The sequence below is a fragment of the Aneurinibacillus aneurinilyticus ATCC 12856 genome (assembly GCF_000466385.1).
GTDB lineage: Bacteria > Bacillota > Bacilli > Aneurinibacillales > Aneurinibacillaceae > Aneurinibacillus > Aneurinibacillus aneurinilyticus.
The window spans coordinates 22,965-38,374 of record NZ_KE952804.1 but is presented as its reverse complement, the minus strand read 5'-3'; the positions used below and the strand labels follow the sequence as shown (position 1 = coordinate 38,374).

18 protein-coding genes and 1 riboswitch are annotated in these 15,410 nt (G+C 44.0%); of the genes, 4 read left to right on the top strand and 14 right to left on the bottom strand.

The annotated features are described in order from the left end of the window. Window positions 1-272 precede the first annotated feature (272 nt). Window positions 273-1,238, top strand: coding sequence for a helix-turn-helix transcriptional regulator (locus HMPREF0083_RS13820; RefSeq protein WP_040302799.1), 966 nt, complete (start codon window positions 273-275; stop codon window positions 1,236-1,238). A gap of 73 nt (window positions 1,239-1,311) precedes the next feature. After that, entirely contained in the window at window positions 1,312-1,827 is a 516-nt protein-coding gene (locus tag HMPREF0083_RS13815; RefSeq protein ID WP_040302798.1) for a DinB family protein, read from the top strand. Between the two features lie 62 nt (window positions 1,828-1,889). Here the strand turns inward: HMPREF0083_RS13815 and HMPREF0083_RS13810 are convergent, their stop codons facing one another. The 10 genes from HMPREF0083_RS13810 to HMPREF0083_RS13765 form a co-directional block, all read right to left on the bottom strand. Beyond that, complete coding sequence (locus tag HMPREF0083_RS13810) at window positions 1,890-2,249, bottom strand: hypothetical protein (protein ID WP_021622070.1); 360 nt, start codon at window positions 2,247-2,249, stop codon at window positions 1,890-1,892. 126 nt (window positions 2,250-2,375) lie between these two features. After that, a riboswitch (SAM riboswitch) is annotated at window positions 2,376-2,500 on the bottom strand. A 30-nt stretch (window positions 2,501-2,530) separates the two neighbouring features. Further along, window positions 2,531-3,643, bottom strand: coding sequence for a diguanylate cyclase (locus tag HMPREF0083_RS13805; protein WP_021622069.1), 1,113 nt, complete (start codon window positions 3,641-3,643; stop codon window positions 2,531-2,533). Between the two features lie 263 nt (window positions 3,644-3,906). Beyond that, entirely contained in the window at window positions 3,907-4,992 is a 1,086-nt protein-coding gene (locus HMPREF0083_RS13800; protein ID WP_021622068.1) for a branched-chain amino acid aminotransferase, read from the bottom strand. Between the two features lie 239 nt (window positions 4,993-5,231). Continuing rightward, window positions 5,232-6,110, bottom strand: coding sequence for a metal ABC transporter permease (locus tag HMPREF0083_RS13795; RefSeq protein WP_040302795.1), 879 nt, complete (start codon window positions 6,108-6,110; stop codon window positions 5,232-5,234). Window position 6,111: 1 nt separating this feature from the next. Further along, window positions 6,112-7,077, bottom strand: coding sequence for a metal ABC transporter permease (locus tag HMPREF0083_RS13790; protein ID WP_021622066.1), 966 nt, complete (start codon window positions 7,075-7,077; stop codon window positions 6,112-6,114). 22 nt (window positions 7,078-7,099) lie between these two features. Next, window positions 7,100-7,846 carry a metal ABC transporter ATP-binding protein gene (locus tag HMPREF0083_RS13785; protein ID WP_021622065.1) on the bottom strand — a complete coding sequence of 249 codons (747 nt, stop codon included), beginning with the start codon at window positions 7,844-7,846 and terminating at the stop codon, window positions 7,100-7,102. A gap of 12 nt (window positions 7,847-7,858) precedes the next feature. Continuing rightward, window positions 7,859-8,782: a metal ABC transporter solute-binding protein, Zn/Mn family gene (locus HMPREF0083_RS13780; protein ID WP_021622064.1), complete on the bottom strand. Its 924-nt coding sequence runs from the start codon at window positions 8,780-8,782 to the stop codon at window positions 7,859-7,861. A gap of 342 nt (window positions 8,783-9,124) precedes the next feature. Beyond that, on the bottom strand, window positions 9,125-9,553 hold the full coding sequence (locus tag HMPREF0083_RS13775; RefSeq protein WP_021622062.1) for a DUF2935 domain-containing protein: 429 nt from the start codon (window positions 9,551-9,553) through the stop codon (window positions 9,125-9,127). A gap of 77 nt (window positions 9,554-9,630) precedes the next feature. Next, window positions 9,631-10,530, bottom strand: coding sequence for a helix-turn-helix transcriptional regulator (locus HMPREF0083_RS13770; RefSeq protein WP_021622061.1), 900 nt, complete (start codon window positions 10,528-10,530; stop codon window positions 9,631-9,633). Between the two features lie 131 nt (window positions 10,531-10,661). Then, window positions 10,662-10,907 (bottom strand): hypothetical protein, encoded by a 246-nt coding sequence (locus HMPREF0083_RS13765; protein ID WP_021622060.1) that lies wholly within the window; start codon window positions 10,905-10,907, stop codon window positions 10,662-10,664. Window positions 10,908-11,082: 175 nt separating this feature from the next. Here HMPREF0083_RS13765 and HMPREF0083_RS13760 point away from each other — a divergent pair, with 175 nt between their 5' ends. Continuing rightward, on the top strand, window positions 11,083-11,271 hold the full coding sequence (locus tag HMPREF0083_RS13760) for a hypothetical protein (protein ID WP_021622059.1): 189 nt from the start codon (window positions 11,083-11,085) through the stop codon (window positions 11,269-11,271). 126 nt (window positions 11,272-11,397) lie between these two features. Here the strand turns inward: HMPREF0083_RS13760 and HMPREF0083_RS13755 are convergent, their stop codons facing one another. From HMPREF0083_RS13755 to modA, 4 genes are all read right to left on the bottom strand, one after another. Continuing rightward, the gene (locus HMPREF0083_RS13755; protein ID WP_040302791.1) at window positions 11,398-11,832 is read right to left on the bottom strand and encodes a small multi-drug export protein; all 435 of its coding nucleotides are present in this window, start codon (window positions 11,830-11,832) and stop codon (window positions 11,398-11,400) included. Window positions 11,833-11,948: 116 nt separating this feature from the next. Further along, window positions 11,949-12,653 (bottom strand): ATP-binding cassette domain-containing protein, encoded by a 705-nt coding sequence (locus HMPREF0083_RS13750; protein WP_021622057.1) that lies wholly within the window; start codon window positions 12,651-12,653, stop codon window positions 11,949-11,951. Between the two features lie 16 nt (window positions 12,654-12,669). Then, window positions 12,670-13,350 (bottom strand): molybdate ABC transporter permease subunit, encoded by a 681-nt coding sequence (modB, locus tag HMPREF0083_RS13745; protein ID WP_040302789.1) that lies wholly within the window; start codon window positions 13,348-13,350, stop codon window positions 12,670-12,672. 30 nt (window positions 13,351-13,380) lie between these two features. Continuing rightward, window positions 13,381-14,181 carry a molybdate ABC transporter substrate-binding protein gene (gene modA / locus HMPREF0083_RS13740; protein WP_021622055.1) on the bottom strand — a complete coding sequence of 267 codons (801 nt, stop codon included), beginning with the start codon at window positions 14,179-14,181 and terminating at the stop codon, window positions 13,381-13,383. 107 nt (window positions 14,182-14,288) lie between these two features. Between modA and HMPREF0083_RS13735 the strand changes: the two genes are divergently transcribed. Further along, on the top strand, window positions 14,289-15,224 hold the full coding sequence (locus HMPREF0083_RS13735; protein WP_021622054.1) for a helix-turn-helix transcriptional regulator: 936 nt from the start codon (window positions 14,289-14,291) through the stop codon (window positions 15,222-15,224). Window positions 15,225-15,410: the final 186 nt, after the last annotated feature.

Genomic DNA, 15,410 nt, shown 5'->3' with positions numbered 1-15,410 from the left:
TTATGGTTCAACCTAGCAATCAAAGATATAAAGTTATATTATACTATGTTAGGGAATATTTGATGAAATTTCACCATGTATAGTTGAAGGTAGAGAGTATAACAATTTTCCCCACCTTCTAAACCTCTTTTTCTTTCCTACTCCGCTCTGCGAAAAAGAGCCCATTTATCAAAGCATAATACGAAAAAGCCTATAAGCGAGCAGAAGGGATTGAATATTTGGTCTATTGACAATAAAATATAAAACGATAATACGAAAGGAACATCATGATAATGTCTAAAGCTGACAATATGCTCTCTATTCTATGGCTACTGAAGACAAGAAAACGAATAACCGCCAAGCAATTGGCAGAGGAATTAGAGATTAGCATTCGAACTGTTTACCGATATATTGACGCACTATGCGCTAGCGGGGTTCCTATCATCTCCGACTCAGGTCATAACGGTGGCTACAGCCTGCTTCATCAATTTACGGAAGCTCCTCTCACTTTTAATTTGGAAGAGCAAAAAGCGCTTATGCATGCAGCAATATTTGCACAGGAAGCGGGCTATCCTTTCGGTGATGCCTTACATAAAGCAATTACTAAGTTGAAAATGTATACAAATCAAAACCAATTAGCTGAAATCAATCGTCATATACAGGGATTCGATGTTATTATTCCACCATCTGATGTTTCATTAAAAACAGTGCTACAAGAACTAGAGATATCTGTAGCAAATGGCTGTACCCTCTTCATCGAGTACCATAAAGGAAGAGAGGTGCCTTCTACGGTACGTCACATCGATCCTTACGGACTCGTTTATTGGAAAGACAAATGGTATACGGTCGCCTATTGCCACCTCCGCCGTGAGATCCGAAGCTTTCGTGCGGATCGTATCCGTTCTTTGTCCCATACAGCAGCCCTATTTCAACGACCGTTGGAATTTTCTGCCCGTCAGTTCTTTCTCAAAGGCATTCTATCTGATACAGGTAATAGGGAGCAATTAACCTCCCTCCGTATTCGTGGAAAGCAGCGGGCAATTGCTGATATGTGCGAGCATTGGCTATTAGGTCACGGCCTTGTAGAACGTTCAATGGATGAAGCACATTTCAAACTCGATGAACAAGCCATCCTGTCTTATGTGCCGTATCTTCTTCTTTCATACGGAAAATCGATTCAAGTACTGGAGCCCCTTGTCCTAAAGGAAAAAATGATAGCCCTTACTTCAGAATTGCTGAATTATTATCAAACGTTCTGATTTCACTGACCGCAACTGTCAGCTAAGTCCCGTTATGATACGCTTATACCGATTATACGAGGAGAGATTCTGGATGAAACACAACACATTGCAATTATACGATTATCATGTATGGGCAAATGACAAAGTATTGCAGCATCTGAAGGAATTACCGGAGGAAACGTGTCGTGCGGAAATCACAAGCGTTTTTCCTTCTATACATGATGCGCTCGTTCACATGTTTGTCGTAGATACGATTTGGCTGGGCGCCATATCCGGTGATAGCTTTGAAGAAATACGCATATCGGCAGCGTCTTTGCCAGAAAAGCTGAAGGATAATAGCATCGGGGAAATGGAGCAGCTGTTCTTCGATTTATCCTCCCGTTACCAGACGTTTTTCCGTCATCAACAAGATTTGGGTGCTGTCGCTTCTTACGATCATCCTCACTTCGGAACACTTATGGCCCGTTATTCGGATATTATACAGCATGTTGTAAACCACGGTACATATCATCGAGGAAATATTACCGCTATGCTGCAGCAATTAGGCCACTCCGGAACTTCAACCGACTACGTTTTTTACCTATATTCTATAAATAATCGCTCCTAACAAAATGCCCCCTGCCTAGTCATGGCAGGGGGTATACTATCAAATAGCAGCATACGTACCGATTACACTACGCTTTGAGCATAGTCATGCAAAGCTTTCTCACTACTATAATAGAAAAAATGCAGCAAAGTCGGCAAATCAAGAATGAAAATACTCATCTGAATGGTCGCTCCCCTCACGATATATCGATAGGAAAGAGCAGGATTTCGTAGTGGATTTACACACTCGTATACTTGCAAGCGCCTGCTGCTTTCTTCTGTTCCTCGTAACGTATAGGAAAAATTACACGGGATATAGCCGTTCAATAATAATTCACCCTCTCCCTCCTGTGCTAGACAAATCCACTCCACTTCTTTTTCATATATCGTGCCATCCCATTCGTATTCAAGTCCCTTTCTGTTTGCCACCGTGCCTGCTTCCATGATCTTGCTCTCCCTCCCGAAATAAATATACAAAATCGGCTGGCAGGGGGAATTTTCGCTTTCAGGAAACAAAAAATAACGCCCCCTTACCTCACGAGAGATAAGAAGGCGTTATACATAAACGTTTTCTCATCTCTCAGGATATGCTCCTGCAGGATTTGGCACCTTCCTTATACACCTCCGCTCATGCGTGAGATGCAAGGGGTTGCCGGGCTTCATCGGGCCAGTCCCTCTGCCGCTCTGGATAAGAAGACAACACTATTTTATTTTCGTTCATTCTATCATAGCCCATCCTGCTGCAGAATGTCTACCCAGCAAACTTTATTGCGGCCTGTCCGTTTGGCCTCATATAGCAGTCTGTCGGCAAAATGGTACATCTCTTCTGCATTCGTCTCAGGAAACGAAGCACCTCCGATGGAGATCGTGATATGAATTCTGTCTCCGTCAAGCGTCGTGAATCCGTGCTGTTCTATCATAGCACGAATATGTTCGGCATGCTCCTTTGCCTCCGTATACGAACAATCGATCATAAGAACGGAGAACTCCTCTCCCCCGTTACGTGAAACAATATCCACCGGTCGTGCAGCATCAGATAGTATCTGGCCAAGCTCTTGTAAAATCTTGTCTCCATTAGGGTGGCCATACGTATCATTTACCTCTTTAAAATGATCAATATCAATCACAAGCAGCGAAAAAGGCTCCCCCCGCTCTTTCGCCCTTTGTACATATGTATTAAAAAAAATAGTAAACTGTCTGGAATTGTTTAATCCTGTAAGAAAATCTTTCGTTGAGTACTCTTTTAGTTTTCGGAACGCTTCGTTCGATTGGTCGATATAAATATATGTATAAAATGCGAGAAAACCTGCTATGATAGAAATGCACCAATGATAAAGTGCTGTTTCAAAGAAAAGAGAAGCATCTGGAATGTTGATGAATAAGGATGTCGTGATTATCAGTAGAGAAAATAAGTTCATGAGCGTAAATTTTACTAGCGGACGCGCTTTACTGTATGTTAGTAAACCACAGCCAAGACCGATAAGCAGCATGCCGCCAAATGCTACAAGCGCTTCAGGGCCTGCCGGAAATAAAATTATCCTCGCCATGGCAATAATCAACGCGGAGACAAGTGCGGTCGGAACCCCTCCATATAACGCGGCAAAAGCTACAGGAATATGGCGCAAATCAGCAATAACACCAGGTACTATACGAATGGAAAACTCCATTAGTACCGCACCAATCAATCCGAATAGTAAGGCAGCTAGCAGCTTTAATTTTAAGGAAGAATGCGGCCTTACGGGATGATTTCTAAAAATTTGTCCCATAATAAACAATCCGGAAATAACAATCGTTCCATTAATTACAAAATCCTTCAGCATAGATTCTCCCTTTTTCATCTCTCTATCCTAAATAATACGTATTCCAGTTGCACACCAACAACAACCTAAGGTAAAAATATGACATCCTTATTATAAATTAAATAAGTGAAAAGTCCTATATTTTTTGTGTGGTACTCTTCCTTTTCATTGGCTCTAACGAGAGACATACTTACTTAACGTTGCAGCTACATCTAACGAAAAATGCATAGTAAAAAGGACGCCCCGTTATAATCAACCTGGTTCGTCCTTCTTTTCCTGCCTTAAATTACTTATGAACTGCATTATGGAACGCGAATCGCTCCTACTTCTACTGTCCAGCCAAACGTATCTTCAATTTGTCGGCTTTGAATTCGTGTAATCGTATCATACAATCTTTTAGAGATATTGCCTATCTCCCCTTTATTAACCACTATCCGCTTGTCTGTCCACTGCAGTTCACCAATAGGTGAAATAACGGCAGCTGTTCCCGTACCGAAAGCTTCTTCCAGCGTTCCATGCGTATAAGCTGAGTATAATTCATCAATCGATATTCTTCTTTCCGCAACCGGAACACCCCACGCTTCCAACAGGCGAATAATCGAATCCCTTGTTACCCCGTCTAAGATGCTGCCATTCAATGCCGGAGTCACTACCTCTCCAGCAATTTTAAAGAATACATTCATACTCCCGACTTCCTCGATATATTTCCTTTCTACACCGTCCAGCCATAAAACCTGAGAGCATCCTTGTTCCGCTGCGTTTATTTGTGCCTTTAAGCCGGAAGCATAGTTGCTTGATGTTTTAGCAAATCCTGTTCCGCCGCGTACAGCCCGGACATACTTATTTTCCACATGGATTTTTATCGGCTTGATTCCTTCTGGATAGTAAGCGCCAACAGGTGAAAGAATAATGATAAATGTATATTGTGTAGCAGCACGGACACCAAGGCCAGGCTCCGTCGCAATAATAAACGGTCTAATATAGAGGGAAGTTCCTTCCGCCACAGGAATCCAGTCTCTATCTACACTTACTAATTCCTTTATTGCTTCTATCAAAAACGCTTCATCAATCGGAGGGATATTCAGTCTTTCATTCGATATGTTGAGCCTTTCCATATTTTTGTCCGGCCGAAACAAAAGAATGTCATCGTTTTTTGTTTTATAAGCCTTCAGTCCTTCAAATACAGCTTGCCCATAATGAAATACCATCGCAGAAGGATCAAGCATCAATGGTGCATACGGAACGATTCTTGGTTCGTGCCACCCTTCTTCCTTTGTGTAATCCATTAAAAACATATGGTCTGTAAAATATTTTCCAAATCCTAAATGCCTTTGATCGGGCTTCTGCTTTGGATTTTGATTCCTTTCTATTGAAATCCGGCTCCCCATAAATATTCCTCTCCTTTGTTCTTTTAAATCATGCTTATTATAATTGTAGTACTTTTTTGATAATAAATAAAATATATATAACCTAATTAATTTATAGGCAATACCTATACGGCTCTATTCATTCACTTTTTGCTTTTTTTCCTGCAATCCTTTTTCCACAGCGAGGTCAAACGACCACCTTGTGCCACTCCTAAAAAATGCAAAACCGCTCATCATCCGAGCGGTTTTTGCAACTATCCTTATGTGGCTTTTTTCAGGCGGCGTTGCTCCAACACCCGGGATACCACGCCGTATCTTGGCGAGAACAAAAAGCAGAGCATAAAAAGAAGGCCAGCCGACGTTGTCATCGCTCCTGAGATGGAAACGTCAAAATACACAGCTATTATATAGCCTGCACATGCCGAAACAATACCAAAAACAATGCTAAGACCTAACATAGCTCCAAGTCGATCGGTCAACAGATACGCCGCAGCTCCAGGTACGACAAGCATCGCAACGACCAAAATAGCTCCTACACTTTCGAAGGCCGCTACTGTATTCATAGAGACGAGCGCCATCAGCAAGTAGTGGATAAATACAACTGGAATACCTGCGGCAGCAGCCATTTGCGCATCAAATGACACCAATTTCAGTTCCTTATAAAATAATCCTACAATAAGCAAGCTTAATGCGAACACGCCACTGATCATCCATACCGCACGCGGCATTTCCACGCCAGCCAAAGTTGCCATATCCCAGGGTACGTATGCAATTTCGCCATACAGCACATGCTGCACATCAAGATGAATATCGGAAGCAAATAGTGAAACAAGTACAACACCTATCGCAAACAACGAAGTAAACACCACACCGATAGCTGCATCCTCCTGCACACCAGCCGTATGCAATGTTTGAATGAAGAAGGCCGTCAGGACACCAATAACGGTAGCTCCCATGAGCATAAACACATTATCCGTACTATTACTGAGGAAGAAAGCAATCACAATCCCCGGAAGAACCGCATGACTAATCGCATCCCCGAGCATTGCCATCCGCCGCAAAATGAGGAAGCAGCCGACAAAGCCGCAGGATGCAGCCACAAGCGAACCGGTTATGATAATCCACAATCCGTGTGACATACTATGCATCGCCTCCTTTGGAGACGGCACCGCCATATGGTACACGTGCCCGCTCCGCTTCGCGGGAAGCTCGTTCTTCGGCCACTCTCCGACGCACTCTCATCCTCTCCACCTGCCGGACAATCAATCCTCTGCGTGGAGCAGCCAGCATGGAAAACAGGAACAAAACGGCAGCAGCCAGTACAATAACCGGACCAGTAGACAGCTTGGGAACGAAACCGCTGATAATTGTCCCGAAGACGCCGGAAATAGCACCGAAAATGCCGGAAATTAGAACCATACGCGACAGCTTTTCCGTCCAATAGCGTGCGGCCAACGGCGGAATGATGAGCATAGCTGACATCAGTACAACACCAACTGCTTGCAGGCCAATCACTACCGTCAGCACGATCATAAGCATTACCATCGCGTCCAGTATGCCCATAGGGAATCCAAGCCCTCTTCCGAAATTGGAGTCAAAGCACAGTAATTTAAATTCTTTAAACAGCAAAAGTACGAGAACCAACAGGATACCCGCTGTCGTCGCCATCATCGAAACGTCCGCCTGTACAAGTGACGCTGCCTTACCGAATAAAAAGGCGTCAAGCCCACTTTGATTGGCTGCCCCTGTCTGGGCGATGCCAGTAAGCAGCACCGTGCCGAATCCGAAAAATACAGACAATACAATCCCCAGAGCCGTATCAGATTTAATCCTTGAATGACGAACAATCGAATGGACGCACCATGTACCAAGAAGTCCGGTTCCCAGTGCTCCGAGCATGAATAGCATCGTATTTTTTTCTCCCTGCAACATAAAAGCAAGGCAAATGCCAGGCAACGCAGCATGAGCGATAACATCCCCCATCAGGCTCTGCTTACGCAAAAAGGCGAAGCATCCCAGCACACCGCTGCTGATTCCGAGCAGAAAGCAGCCGGCGATGACCCAGCGGGCATTCGGATCCTGTATTACACTAAGGAGAAAGTCCATCTTCTATCTCTCCTTCCTTCTATCATTGGGCATTGTAAGCTGCACTTTTCTGAAATAATAGCTTTCCACCGTACGCTTCCTGTAGATTGTCCGGGACAAACACTTCGGATGTAGGACCAAAGGCTACTTTTCTAATGTTCATAAGCAACAGCCAATCAAAATATTCGTTAACCGTTTGCAAATCATGATGGACGACCAGCACGGTCTTCCCCTGACTTTTCAGCTCTTCGAGCAGCAAAACAATCGCCTTCTCCGTCGCCGCATCAACACCTGTAAACGGTTCATCCATAAAATATACGTGCGCATCCTGTGCCAGTGCCCGGGCAAGAAATACACGCTGCTGCTGACCACCGGAGAGCTGGCTAATCTGTCGTTTCGCATAATCGGCCATGCCTACCTTTTCCAGGCAAGCATAGGCAAACTCCTTATCATACGCGCGAAGGCGCCGAAACATTCCTGCATGACCATAACGTCCCATCAGCACTACATCAAGCGCATTGGTAGGAAAGTCCCAATCCACGCTTTCCCGCTGCGGCACATATCCAATCAGCTTACGTTGGCTTTTATACGGTTTTCCATAAATGGATACTTCTCCAGACACAAGCGGAAGCAAGCCGAGAATCCCTTTAATTAACGTCGACTTGCCCGCTCCGTTCGGCCCCATAATACCGACAAGTTTTCCTTCGGGTACGGTAAAGCTTACTTCCTGTACGACCGGTTTTTTGCGATAGGCAATCGTTACATCCTTTACAGTTATAGCTGTCGTCATTATGATTCCTCCTTACTTAAGCGCCGCCACAATGGAATCGATATTATGGCGAACCATGCCAATATACGTCCCTTCCGGTGTTCCTGCTTCACCCATCGCATCCGAGAACAGTTCGCCACCGATTTTTACTTCATGGCCTTTTTCTTTGGCTCCCTGCACCACCGCCTCAATTGCCTTCGGTGACACGCTTGACTCGATGAATACTGCTTTGATTCGCTGATTTACAAGAACATTCACTAAGTTCTGTACATCTTTTAACCCATATTCCGCATCCGTACTGATCCCCTGAAGCCCCATCACTTTAATTCCGTAGGCATCCCCGAAATATCCGAAAGCGTCATGGGCTGTTACAAGCACACGAGATGCTTCTGGAATAGACGCAATTTGTTCTTTCGCGTAAGTATCAAGTTCTTCTAGTTTTTTCAGATAGGCAGCAGCATTTTGCTCATAGTCTTCTTTATGGGCCGCATCCTCCTTGATGAGCGCTTCTTTCACGCGCTCAGTCGCCTGCATCCACAGTTTTACATTGAACCAGATGTGTGGATCATAATGACCTTCGAATTCCGGAGGCTCACGCAATATGCCAGGGTCAATTTTTTCAGAAACCGCAATGGTCGGCTTCTGATTGGCCATTCTTACAAAAATATCCCCCATCTTCCCTTCAAGATTCAGTCCGTTATAGAAAATAATATCCGCTTTATCCAGCTTACCGATATCGCCCTGTGTCGCTTTGTAAAGATGCGGGTCCACTCCGGGGCCCATCAGCGGCATTACTTCTACATGTTCTTTGCCGACATTGGCTACAATATCCGCAATCATTCCTATCGTAGTAACAGCTGTAAGCTTTTCCTTGCTCTTTCCTTCATCAATATTTCCCTGAGTCGTGCTTTTTTCTGAACATCCGATAAGTGCCCACCCTATAAGAAAGAAAATCATTATCAATTTTGTTGCTCGATTAATCACTTTTTCCCTCCTGACATTTTATTTACGAAAAACAATTTAATTTTCACAAGCTAAATATTTTTCATTAAGCAAACATTTTACATAAAAAAAAATGGACTGCTCCCTTATATCTTTTTTCGCCCCCCTTTTCTTTTTATTAGGGCATGCTATCTTACTACTCCTTCATTTATTCTATATGAGCATCCGTTCTCCCTTACGATTTTACATCAAGAAAAAAAATTTGTATATACTAAATATTTTTCCTTAGGGCAAAAATAAACTATCATCCCCGTCCAATGCCTCTTGCAGCCGGTACGGGGATGATATGAAACAACATTATTTTCTTACTTGAAGCAATGCCTCCGCAATTCCGATAAAATACTCAGATTCACGCCGTATGTGGTTTAATACCGTAATGGCCGTTGGGTTCGTCTTGAGCGCTTGACTTTCAAGGCCCAGCTGGTTTAGTAACTGGACAAACTGCCAGCTTTGTTCCAACGCAAAATAGAGCAGATTCATAATTTCTCCGTACACTGCTGGACTTATCGGGTGTCCCATCCGCACCACCATTTCTATATATCGAACAAACACTGCCTCCGTTTGTGATAACGCCTGTTCCCATACCTTGAGCGCCTGTACAAAAGGTGCCTCAAGATTGGGCACCAGTGCACGGATAACGTCTGTATGCTCTGCCTCCTGACGCTTCCAGAACTCTCCTTCATCCAGAATTCGGAGCGGCATTTTTTCTCCATAATAAAACTGCATAATGTTTTCCCCTTTCAACTTTGAAGATGGGCCCACCCCAGTGTATGTCGGTGGACCACAATCCGTGAAAAGGTTCTTTATTCTTCAAATTGTAAATTCAACGGCTGCTCGGGAAGCTGTATATCTTCTTCCATATTTGTAGAGGGAACTTTCTCATCTACAATATCAAACGATAGACTGTCCAACCATACTTGTCCCGGGCCTTCCAATAACAGGCCGAAAGCGATCGCCATACTATCATTCGGCACATCCAGCACGACACTATAATGGTTCCAATTAGTCGTTCCCTTAATTGGACGATTGTACATGTTATCAAACTGCAACAGCTCGTTATCCTTCCCATCCACACGCATCCACAAGCCTGCCCACCGCTCCACTTCCTCTGTTTTTACGAATCCGGAGAGGCGAAGGCGATGACCTTTATAATTATCTGCCTTGAATTTTTGCATCATCGTAGCGAATCCGGATGCTTCCTTCTTGTTTGAACGTATATATCCAGATGCCGTTCCCTGATGCACGTTTTTACGATCAACTCCCATTGTATAGTCGAACGGATGACTTCCGCTCTCAATCCATCCTTGCGGTAAATTCGTTGCTGTCATATCATTTCCTCCTTTATTTTCTGTGGTTCCATCAACCAATTGCATCAGATAAGTACGATATCTTCCCGGCGGCATATAAAACATTTTCTTGAAAGCACGCGTAAAGGATTCCTGCGTAAGAAATCCGTGTTCTACCGCGATTTCAAGAATCCGTTTGTCTGTGCTGAACAACTCGTATGCCGCATGAGTCAATCTTCTCTTCCGTACATAGTCCGTTACAGTCATACCGGTGATCGTTTGAAAAATACGGTGAAAATGGTACATCGAAAACGACGAATACGTAGCAATTTGTTCTAAAGAAATGTCTTCCATAAGGTGGGCTTCGATGTATTCAATCGCCTTCTGTACACTTACCGTATACTCTTCATATGCCATAAATCCTCTTCCTTTTTGCTTGATTCTCTTGCATCATATCATGTGGCAAAATCTTGGATTTGATTTTTTTTGCGCAATGTTCCTAACTATTAAAAAAGAAGCCGCCTCTTCGAATAAGAGACGGCTCCTTGCTACAAATTCCAAAAAAACATAACATGGGCAAATACAAAAACGACCAACAAAAAATTATAGATACTCAAAAAAAACTTTCGCTTAAACACTGTTACAAGAATGGCAATCACGCCAAGAACGAACGTAGACATCGCTGCATACACAGTCGCATACAGACTATCTATGCCATAAGCCACCGCATAAATAATAACGCTGGCAACTAGTAGCACTTCCAGAATAGTAATCATTTTTTCTTCTTTAAACATAGCTTCCTTCCTTATTCAATCACGATTCGTTTTCTGTACTATACAAACATTTTAGCATACTCGCTCCATAAATACAGTTGCCATCAATACGTTCGTTCATTTGGAAACGCGGCTTTACAAACGTACGTTCCCCTCATATAATAAAAACAGTTTAAAGAAACGAAAAGGGGACAAGATGATGATACATTTTTATTATCTGGAAGAAACAGCAAAATATCAGACTAAGCAAATCGAGAAAGCGGCACGTGAAGCCTGGAAAACTGCAAGCATAAAAAACCCGGAACACACGGACCAAAACTCTTCCTATCACGGGGTAGTGCTGACCGCAAAAAACGCTGCCAAGCGTTCTTATCCGTTCCGGTAAGACATGAGAATAAGCCGTGAATATTGTCGCTCGTTTTTTTCTCATAAAAAAGAGACAAGCAAACTGTTTATATGTTTGCCTGTCCTCTTTTTCAGCATCATATTTGCTGCGCGATCTGCAATTCCTTTACACAAACGAAGTTAAGCTAATCATTCCCATTGCGACTGCAGCCGTAAGAATCCCGCTCCAGACAACAATGCCAATGACCATCCAGATAAACAATGTAACAGGCTTCGCACCGAATGATACACCGATCGCAGCGCCAAGCGGTGCCCCGGTAAGCAAAGGCGAAGCTAATCCTAGTCCAATAACACCGTATTTTTCCCAAATTCTTCCCATGCGTCCCTGTTTCTTGTTTTTACGTTCCATTCGCTTCATCAGCCAATTGCGCAATGATTTAGCTAAGAAAATAACGACTGCCGCAGCGATAATGGAGCCGAAAGCACTTGCTATAGCAATAACAACAGGATGAAGACGAAGAGCAAATCCAAGCGGAATCGCCATCCATAACTCCAGAATGCTTGCACCGATAACGGAAGCGATTTTCATCCATATTTCCACATTTATCCCTCTCTACCCTTTTTATTTCATTTAAGTTATACGTAAACAAAAGCATATTGGTTTCACATTCTTTTTTCTGAAAACAGAATGAAACCCGGTGCGTAACCGGGTTTCATTTACTTCTTCTCGTTATTTTTATACACGACAAGCGGCACTTCTGTAGTATTTGTGCCCACGACGGACTTTGTTCCGGCAATCTTTCCTTGTTCGATTTCTAAAATTCTATTTCCCAGTCTCTGCGCTTCTTGTTCATCATGTGTAACGAGAAGAACGGGGATTTGCCAAAGCCGGTGCAAATCCAGTAATTCATCCTGACATTGACGCCTCGTCCCCGCATCAAGCGCGGATAACGGTTCATCCAATAATAGCACATCAGGCTTGCCTGCAAGCGCCCGAGCCAAGGCCACCCGCTGCTTTTCCCCGCCCGAAATCTGGTGCGGGTATTTCTGCAACAGATGGCGAATACCAAGAATGCTAAGCAGCTGCGAGAGAAAGGCTTGCTGGTTACCATCAGGGTTTCCTTTCATCCCATATGAAATGTTTTTTTCTACCGTCATATGAGGGAAAAGCGCATAATCCTGAAACAGATAGCCAAGCCGGCGCTTTCTCGTAGGCAACGGCTTCTTATTCGTCTCGAAAAAAACGGTTTCATGCAATTGAATCAATCCTGCGTCCGGCTGAACTAACCCTGCAACACTATTCAGGATAGTAGTCTTTCCCGCTCCAGACGAACCAAATAACACAACTATTTCATTTCCGACTTCCACCGTAACATCAAGCTGGAAATAAGGGAGCGTTTTTTGTATGTTTACATAAAGCACGTATCCTCATCCTCCCTTATCTCTCCCGCTGAGCAAAGCGGCGCATATTTCTTCGTCCCCACCAGTTTAGCCACATCATGGCGCTAAATCCGAGCGCGATAATAATTATCACCCAGCCGGTTGCCTGCTCCATCTGTCCCGCTTCCGCCGCAAAATAAATGGCAATAGGAAGCGTATCCGTTTGTCCCGGAATATAACCGGCTATCATCAATGTAGCTCCGAATTCGCCAAGCGCCCGAGCAAATGATAGTACCAGCCCCGCCAAAACGCCCGGCCAGGCCAACGGAAAAGAAACAGTCCAGAATACTTTCCATTCAGAAGCACCCATCGTACGCGCTGCCTGCTCCAGCTTCTCGTCCAATGTTTGAAAAGCAGCGGACGCTGCCTGATACATCAATGGAAACGCAACTACTACCGAAGCGATAACAGCTCCTACCCACGTGAACACAATTTGAATGTCGAACCAATCGATAAGCCATTTTCCAATCCAGCCGTTTTTTCCAAACAGCACAAGCAATCCGAAACCAACAACGGTAGGAGGGAGGACAAGTGGTAGCAGGAACAGTGATTCTATGACGCTTTTTCCGATAAAGCTACGGCGTGCAAGCAAAAATGCCATGCTTACCCCGACTATGAATACGATTACCGTAGCAATTCCCGCCACCTTCACCGACAATATGAGTGGGTGTACATTCATCTCCATCACTTCCTATCCGTTCATTCCTTCTTATTGAAAGCCGTACTTCTTCAACACTTCCTGCCCTTTCTCGCTTTTCAAGTAATCTAAAAATGCCTGTGCTTCCTTCGAATGTTTCGTGCTGGCCACTACGGCACCTGGGTAGACGATAGGTTTGTGCCATTCCGGTTTTGCCGTTGCGAGCACGTTTACTTTTTCCGATGTTTTCGCATCGCTCGCATATACGACTCCAGCATCCGCATTTCCGGATTCTACATACGTAAGCACTTGGCGCACATCCTTTCCGAGCACAAGCTTATTTTGTAGCTTTTGCCACATGTCAAGCTTCTCGAACGTTTCCTTCGTATATCTTCCCACCGGTACACTTTCCGGTTCGCCGATTGCCAAATTTTTTAATTGATCAGGGTTAATATCCTCGAAGGACTTGACCGCCAATTGACTATTCTTTGGTACAATAAGAACAAGTTCGTTTTTGGCGAAATCAGCACGCGAATTTTTTGCGATCGCATTTTTATCCTGGAGCGTGTCCATATCTTTCTTGCTGGCTGACAGAAATACGTCCGCCGGTGCACCCTGCTCGATTTGCTGAGCCAGTTTGCCTGAGCTTCCAAAGCTGTATGTAACGGATACATCGTTATGTTCTTTCTCAAAAGCCGGTTTCAATTCATTGAGCGCATCGGTTAAGCTGGCTGCAGCCAATACCATCACTTCTGTTTTATCAGAAGATGCGGCCTCTTTGTTTGCTCCGGTATCGCTGCTATTGCTCCCACAGCCAGCCAAGGCTAACATGCCTACTACTAACATAAAAATAAAAGCGATTCGTTTCAACATTCTTCTCTTCCTTTCATCATTTATAACTGGATATATTTAATTATAATTAAATATATCCAGTTATAAAGATAAATTTTTAAAATAACTGTTTTTAGTGGAGGAAAACCATGAATGACATTTCTTATACAACCGAGGAAATCGCGGCCATCCTAAAAGTTTCTAAACTTACCGTATACGATTTAATCAAAAAAGGAGAATTGCCCGCCTACCGTGTCGGCCGGCAAATGCGGATTGATGCACTAGATTTGGAGGCGTACAAAACGAGGGCAAAAAAAGGGGCTGCATCCATATCACATACAGATCAAACACAGTTTACGCCTGATGCAGCTTCACCTGCCGGATCAGTTATTATTTGCGGACAGGATATTAGTCTTGACATATTAACCAAGCATATGGAGAAGCCCGGAATTCCCTATCGTCCGCTCCGTTCATACATAGGCAGTTTAAATGGCCTGCTTTCCATGTATAAGGGAGAAGCGCACATCGTCAGCACTCATCTCTGGGATGGAGATACGAATGAATATAACATTCCTTATATTCGAAAAGTCCTCGTCGGGCATCGTTACCTCGTCGTCAACCTGCTGTGCCGCCGGGCAGGTTTCTATGTATCAAAAGAAAATCCGAAGAAAATTAAAAACTGGGCCGACATAACACGGAAGGACATTCGCTTTGTAAACCGGGAAAAAGGGTCAGGGGCACGCGTTCTGCTGGATGAACAACTGCGCCTGCATAACATCCGCGTATGGGATATTTCTGGATATGAGAGAGAGGAAACAAATCATTTGGCGGTGGCAGGCGCTGTCGCAAGCGGCGAAGCGGATGTAGGACTCGGTATCGAGAAGGCTTCCTATATCGTGGGAGTAGACTTCATTCCACTTATTGAGGAACGGTACGATCTGGTCATGTTAAAGACTAAAGACAATGAGCCCTTGCGCGATCTGCTTCTCAATACACTGCGCTCCCCGGCTTTTCAGCACGAGCTTGCAACAATTGGCGGCTATGATTTATCTTCAACAGGTACCATTATGTATGAAACGTACTGACCAACTGCATATGCGCTATACCCAGAACACAAAACCAGGAGAAAAAAGGAACTGTTAAATCGCTCATCCTTGTACCTATGGCTGTAATCCCGGGTAAACAAAGAACACCGCCCATCAATAAATGAACAAGGGCGGTGTTTCTTCCTGGTAGCAATTGTTACATACACTGATTCATAGTTACCATCC